This is a genomic window from Sphingomonas sp. P3_C5, from assembly GCF_056402635.1.
Window position 1 is genome coordinate 131,229 of the sequence record NZ_JBFUHA010000012.1, and the last position, 6,322, is coordinate 137,550.

A 6,322-nucleotide genomic window follows, 5' to 3' on the forward strand; every position below is an offset into this window, starting at 1 on the left:
TCTCCGTCTCTTGCCGTCGGCCCCTCAATCGCGCTGAGCTCGATGTTGTTCCTATCGTTTCCGGGTCGAAACCAAATAATCCCAATAACTTAACCTTGGTAAAGTTCAGCGGCGGCCTTAGCTGGACTGCGCGACGAGCGCTTCGAGCTCAGCCGGCATGATCTCGCGCACAAGCTGATCCGTCGAGCATTGATCCGGCCGCTTGTCCGGGCGCCAGCGCAACAGCCGCGTGCCATGCCGGAAGCGCCCATCGGTGATCTGATCGTACAGGACCTCGACCACCAGCTCAGGTCGCAGCGGAGTCCAGGCGACCGAGCGTTCGGTCGCCCAGCGGCTCGGCCCACCCGGCGCCTTGCCGCTGAAGCCCGGCGATCCGACATGGCGCTTGAGCGTCTTCAGCAAGGTCGGCCGCTCAGCTGCGGGCAGCGCCGAGGTGAAGCCGACATGGTCGAGCAGCCCGGCATCATTGTAGAGCCCGAGCAGCAGCGAGGCGACGCCCGAACCGTCCGCCGTCTCGCGAAAGCCGCCGATAACGCAGTCCGCCGTCCGGTGCTGCTTGACCTTCGCCATCGCCCGCTCGCCAAACTGGTAGGGCAGATCGAGCCGTTTCGCGACCACCCCGTCAAGGGCACCACCCGCCGCCGCCAGCCATTCGCGCGCTTGGCCGACCTCAAGGCTGCGCGGTGAAAGCCGTAGCCGCTCGCTGCCCTCCTTCTGGTGGAATTGCTCCAGCAAGGCCCGGCGGTGTTCGAGCGGCTCGCCGGAAAGATCGTCGTCACCCAGCTGCAACAGATCGAACAGCATGAACTCAGCCGGCGTCTCCCGCGCCAGCCGCGCAATCCGGCTCGGCGCCGGATGCAGCCGCGCCTGCAGCGCGCTGAACGACAGCACCTCGCCCATCGGCACGACGATCTCACCATCGAGGATGAAGCGGCGGGTCGAGACCGAGCGAAGCATGTCAACGACATCTGGAAAATAGCGATCGAGCGGCTTGCCCGATTTCGACCAGATCCTGATATCGTCGCCATCGCGCACAGCTATTGCGCGAAACCCGTCCCATTTCGGCTCGAACTGCCAGCCCGGCTCTTCGGGCAACGCCGCCACAAGCTTCGCCTCCATCGGTTCGATGGGATCTTCTAGCGGATTGCCGTCAGCCATCTCCTCACAACAGGATTCCGGCGTTGCTGTTCCCGATGGGGTGGGGCCAAACTCACGCCGGATTGATAGTGCGAAGCCCCCCATCGACGTCCAGCACGATGCCAGTCGTGAAGCCGTTGCCCGCGACGAACAGGATCGCCTCGGCCAGGTCGTACGGCTTTCCTACCCGACCAACCGGCAGCATCTGTTCCGACGCGCTGAAGAACGCCGCCTTCATCGCTTCGGGCTGGGTATCCCACCACGGCGTGTCCACGACACCTGGGGAGACCGCATTCACCCGTCGCGGCGCAAGCTCGCGGGCAAGCGGTCCGACCATGGCATTCACCGCGCCGTTGATGGCGGCCAGGCCGCTCGTACCTGGATTGCTCGCGCGCGCCGATGCGGCCGACACGAAGGTGATGGAGCCATGCTCGGAAAGGGTCTGGAGCGAGGCTTGGGCAGCCCGCCACTGCACCCAGAACTTGGCATCGAATCCGCTCTGCAGGTCGTTTTCCGACAATGATGCAAACGAGCCGCCGCCTCGGCCCCCGGATGCGGCGATGACAAGATGATCGAACGATCCCACGCCAGCGTAAAAGGAGGCCAGGCTTGCCGGGTCGGCGGCGTCCACGTGAGCGGCCCTCACATCTCCGATTTCCGCTGCGGCCGCCTGCAACTTCGCCTCGTCGCGTCCGCCGATCACGACGCTGGCTCCGCGGCGCCGCGCTTCGGCCGCCGCCGCCAGGCCGATCCCTGAACTGCCCCCGATGATGACCATGGTCGAGCCCTCGACACTCATCACGCTTCTCCTTACGATACTGATCGGCTCGTATATATTACGAGACGGATCGTATTGTAAAGGTGAAGGCAATGGCTGGCGTCGCTCGTCCACTCGGAAGACCAAGGTCCGATTCAATCGACGGAGCGCTGTTCCGGGCCGCGCATGAAATTGTCGGCGCGGAAGGCTATGGCCGGTTGACGATCGAGCGGGTCGCGGCCCTGTCAGGTATCAGCAAGGCGAGCATCTACCGGCGGTTCCGGTCCCGAGCTGAACTGGCGGCGGAAGCGTTGCTCGCTGTCGTCGCCCCCGTTTCAGTCTCTGAGGACGATGAGGCTGCCGGTTCGGTCGAGCGTCACCTGTGCTACATATTTGGAGTAGTGCGGGAGCGGGCGGGCCCAATGCTCCAGGGCTTGATGGCCGATGCGCAACTCGATGCCCGGTTCCGGGAGATCTTTCGCGAGCGATTTGTTCGCGAGCGACGAAGCGCCTTTGCGCGTGTGATCGAGGCTGAATATGGGCGCCCCGCCAACCTGGAGTTGCTGCTCGACTTCGCGCTCGGCTTGATGTGGTACCGGCTCCTGGTGGGGCACGGCGCGTTAGGTGACAGCGACGCGGCGGAAGTTGCTGCGGCGCTTGGCCGTTTGATTGACGGCAATGCCGTTGCAGGGCCGTCCTAGCTGGACGCCCCTATGACTTCCCGCCACCAGTCATTTCAGCCGCTACCGTCGTCACCGCGAGTACGACCCATTGAAGGGTCGCCGGCATCACGAAGAAGATGAACGGTGAATCATAGCCGGAATACAGGATCTTTGCGTAAAAAGCCGTCGCCAGCACGAACGAAACGAGCTGACCCGCGAAAAGCCATCGAAAGGATGGGCCATCCGCACCGCGCCGCACCAGAATCCAGGGGATAGCCGTCGGCACTGATGTCCAGAGAAGAAAGAGCAATGCGAACACCAGCCCGGCCACATCCGCCTTGGGTGCCGAATCAACGAGAATGAAGATGGGCAGCACGGAAGACAGGATTGCGATGGCAAAACTGATGCCGCGAAGTGCCATGAATGGACGGTCCGGGGTTACCACGGCGATCGGGGTAGCTGCTTCCGCCCGCCCCGGGTAGCCGGTTGAGGATTGCTTACGGCACATCGCATTTCAGGGCCCCGGCGTGAACGAGCTTCGCCTGAACGGGCAAAGCTGCCAGGCCGATGACCAGTATAATGAGATAAAATGGTCTCACCCGGCGCAATTTCAGCGAGACTATTCCCACTGCGAGAAGGACAAGAAACAAGAGGTGAAGCAGAGCGAACGCCAACGGCAGCAAGCCATGGGCCGGACCGGCACAAAATATCGAAACCTCGCCATAAGTGTTCAGGCTGACGATCAGCACCATTATTTGTAAAACGACTATGAACAGGACGGTCGATGCCGAAGTGAGAAGGCTCCTCAGAGAGGTCATTCGATTGGCTTACCACGGCCCCCAGCAAACAGCCATTGGCGTGCCGTTTCCTCCTCAGCTCTTGGGCACCATCCTGGTCGCCGCGGGCGCGGAGGCGCCGTCGGCGCGTCGGGTGAATTCCATATGGGCGACTGAGACCGGCTTCTTGCCGCCCATGATGAACCAGTCCTGGATCAGGTGGGTCGCGTCCACGATCTTCCACCGCGTTCCATGGAAGTGCACCGGCTGGGTGTCGAGATTGGTCGCCTCTCGGAATTGAAAATCGATGACGCCGGGCTCGGTCGAGGGCACTGCCGTGTAGCGCGGCTGGTTCTTGTAATCGCAATAATGGTCGGCGCGCAGCTCTCCGTCGACGACATAGAACACGGTAGCGGTGACCTGCTTTCCGTTCAGCCATTCCTCGCCAAGCACAGCGGTGCCGAAGGCGAAGGGCTTGAAGACGTCGGTCATCACACCGTTGCTGAGCTGAGCGTCCCATGTCCCGACAAGGCCGTTGAGCTGGTCCATGATCGATTGCCCGACTGACGGCGGCGGTGCGGACTCATTTGCCATCGCGCCATGGTTCATCGCCTGAGCCCAGTTGGGCGACGCGACGAAACTGGTGACGCAAGCGGCCGCGAGGCAGCCAAAGGACAAGAGGTGAAAGCGGCGGAAGGGCAGCATGGGAACTCCTGGGTCGAGGTGTCGCTGTTGCCTTTTCCGCCACCCCGACAAAGCCCGACAGTGGCGTGCGTCATGGGTGCGGCCCATGACAGGAGTCATGGGATTTGGCGGCCCGCCTCTGCTAGCCTGGGCGCCCATGGTTCGGGACCGCAGTGATGATTGATCACCTCCGCCAGCGCGATCGCCTTTTGAGGATTGCCTGTCTTCTGATGGTCGCCGCGATCGGCCTCTATGCCGTCTATGCGGGGCTGTTCCAGCCAAAGCTGTTTCAGGAAACGCCGAACTGGGCCATCAAATGGTTCTCCGGCTATGCCGTCTTCATTGGCGCTTATATCGTTGCGGGATCGAGCGAACGGTCGGGCCGCCAGCGGGCGCTCGTCGCGGCGCTCGCCGTGCAGTCGGCCATGGCATTGCTGCTGGTCTGGCTTTTCCCCAGCTTCATCGTGACCTGTCTCGTCGTTGTGGTGGCGTGGCAGGTCGCCTGGGTCGCGTCGCTTCGCACCGCACTCGGGGCGGCGGCCCTGCAGGCCGTGTCACTGGCGGTCATGAAGTGCACGACGGAATCCAGCAGCACCTTCCCTTTCCTGATCCTGATTGTCGCAGTGGGCTTCCAGATGTTCGCCATAGGCGCGGCGCATCTCGCCCGCAGCGAGGCGCGCGCGCACGACGAGGCGGCGCGGCTGAACATGGAGCTCCGCGCCGCCCAGGCCCTGATGACCGAGAATGCCCGGATGAGCGAACGCCTGCGGATCTCGCGCGATCTGCACGACGTGCTCGGCCATAGCCTCACCACCCTCACCATTCATCTCGACGTTGCCCGGCGCCTGTCTCGCGGGCGGGCCGGCGAGCATGTGCAGTGCGCGCGCGACGTGGCCGGCGCGCTTCTGGAGGAGGTCCGGACGGTGGTGAGCAGCGCCCGCGTCGACCCGGTCGATCTGCGAGAGACGCTTCGTGCGCTGGCCGAAAACGTCATCGGCCTTGCCGTGGAGCTGAACCTGCCGGCCGAGCTCTTCGCGCTCGATGCGGCGCGGGCCGACGCCATCATGCGCTGCGTGCAGGAAGTGATCACCAACACGCTGCGGCATGCCGGCGCGAGCCGCCTGGTCATCACCTTGGAACAAGCGCCGGACGGCGGAATCAGCCTCTCCACTGAAGATAATGGCCGGGGAGGGCGCTTCACCGAAGGGAATGGCTTTTCCGGAATGCGCGAGCGGTTCGGGAGCCTGGGCGGCGACCTGTCGATCGCCAGCGCGCCGGGTGAGGGGTTCAGTATCCGCGGGGTCATACCCGCGGTGGGGGCCTGTCCTTGATCAGGATCTGCATCGTCGACGATCAGGCGTTGATCCGAAGCGGCATCCGCGCACTCCTCGGGCTGTTCGACGGGCTAACCGTGGTGGCCGAAGCCGGGGACGGCGAGGCCGGCGTCCAGGCCGTTCTCGAGCATCGGCCGGATGTGCTGCTGCTCGACGTGCGCATGCCCCGGATGAACGGTGTTCAGGTGGTGACCGCCCTGGCCGCGGCCGGCGCGCTGCCACCGACCCTGTTGCTTACCACTTTCGAAGACGATGCCGCCCTGATCTCCGGCGTCCGCGCCGGCGCCCGGGGTTATCTGCTGAAGGGCGTCACGCCCGAGGTCCTTGTCGACGCGATCCGGACCGTGGCGTCCGGCGGGACCTATCTCTACGCCTCGCTCGCCGCGGCCAGTGACTCCGCGGACCGCGAGGCCCCCTGGCGCGCAGAGGCCTTCGACAAGCCGGACAGGCTGACGGAACGGGAGACGGAGGTTCTGAAGCTGATGACGAGCGGCATCGGCAACCGCGAAATCGCGAAGGCGCTGGGGATCGGGAACGGCACGGTGCGCAACCATGTCTCCAGCATCTTCTCCAAACTCGGCGTGAACGACCGCACCAAGGCGGTGCTTTGTGCGCTTCGAAAAGGGCTGGTTTGAGGGCTGGGAGGGTGGGATCGCCGGTTTGCCGACAGCCTCGCAAACGGTTCCACTAGCGCTCAAATAAGGTGAAAAATCGCTAAACAATTTCGCGATCCTCCTGATCTGACTCTCCGCATGGCCTGAGCACGCATTTCTTCGTGCCAGGCCGGGGGGATGACGATGGTTGCGATTTTCACAGGTCTCGGTGCTGGTTTCGAGCGCGGTTCGGGTTCGATCCTGGGGGGCGCGGGGCTGCTCGGCTCCGGGTCGCTCGGGCGCAACAAGGAGCAGGTGCTGCTGAACGCGGCGACCGGCAATCTGTTGATCAGCCAGCAGGACGAGTTCCTGGTGGGGC

8 protein-coding genes are annotated in these 6,322 nt (G+C 64.0%); 4 read left to right on the top strand and 4 right to left on the bottom strand.

Features of this window, described 5'->3' with window-relative positions; translation table 11 throughout:
• Positions 1-117 precede the first annotated feature (117 nt).
• Positions 118-1,158: an ATP-dependent DNA ligase gene (locus tag AC1DVS_RS23415; RefSeq protein WP_478026852.1), complete on the bottom strand. Its 1,041-nt coding sequence runs from the start codon at positions 1,156-1,158 to the stop codon at positions 118-120.
• A 52-nt stretch (positions 1,159-1,210) separates the two neighbouring features.
• Positions 1,211-1,936, bottom strand: a complete 726-nt coding sequence (locus AC1DVS_RS23420; protein ID WP_478026854.1) for an SDR family oxidoreductase — start codon at positions 1,934-1,936, stop codon at positions 1,211-1,213.
• A 71-nt stretch (positions 1,937-2,007) separates the two neighbouring features.
• Between AC1DVS_RS23420 and AC1DVS_RS23425 the strand changes: the two genes are divergently transcribed.
• Complete coding sequence (locus tag AC1DVS_RS23425; RefSeq protein ID WP_478026856.1) at positions 2,008-2,595, top strand: TetR/AcrR family transcriptional regulator; 588 nt, start codon at positions 2,008-2,010, stop codon at positions 2,593-2,595.
• A 10-nt stretch (positions 2,596-2,605) separates the two neighbouring features.
• Here the strand turns inward: AC1DVS_RS23425 and AC1DVS_RS23430 are convergent, their stop codons facing one another.
• Entirely contained in the window at positions 2,606-2,977 is a 372-nt protein-coding gene (locus AC1DVS_RS23430; protein ID WP_478026858.1) for a hypothetical protein, read from the bottom strand.
• A gap of 106 nt (positions 2,978-3,083) precedes the next feature.
• On the opposite strand from AC1DVS_RS23430, the gene AC1DVS_RS23435 reads away from it, so the two are divergent.
• The gene (locus AC1DVS_RS23435) at positions 3,084-3,317 is read left to right on the top strand and encodes a hypothetical protein (protein WP_478026860.1); all 234 of its coding nucleotides are present in this window, start codon (positions 3,084-3,086) and stop codon (positions 3,315-3,317) included.
• Positions 3,318-3,428: 111 nt separating this feature from the next.
• Here AC1DVS_RS23435 and AC1DVS_RS23440 read toward each other — a convergent pair whose 3' ends face one another.
• The gene (locus AC1DVS_RS23440) at positions 3,429-4,037 is read right to left on the bottom strand and encodes a hypothetical protein (RefSeq protein ID WP_478026861.1); all 609 of its coding nucleotides are present in this window, start codon (positions 4,035-4,037) and stop codon (positions 3,429-3,431) included.
• 209 nt (positions 4,038-4,246) lie between these two features.
• Here AC1DVS_RS23440 and AC1DVS_RS23445 point away from each other — a divergent pair, with 209 nt between their 5' ends.
• Positions 4,247-5,347 carry a sensor histidine kinase gene (locus tag AC1DVS_RS23445; protein ID WP_478026863.1) on the top strand — a complete coding sequence of 367 codons (1,101 nt, stop codon included), beginning with the start codon at positions 4,247-4,249 and terminating at the stop codon, positions 5,345-5,347.
• Complete coding sequence (locus AC1DVS_RS23450) at positions 5,344-5,985, top strand: response regulator (RefSeq protein WP_478026865.1); 642 nt, start codon at positions 5,344-5,346, stop codon at positions 5,983-5,985. The genes AC1DVS_RS23445 and AC1DVS_RS23450 overlap by 4 nt, the downstream gene beginning before the upstream one ends.
• The last annotated feature ends 337 nt before the right edge of the window (positions 5,986-6,322 follow it).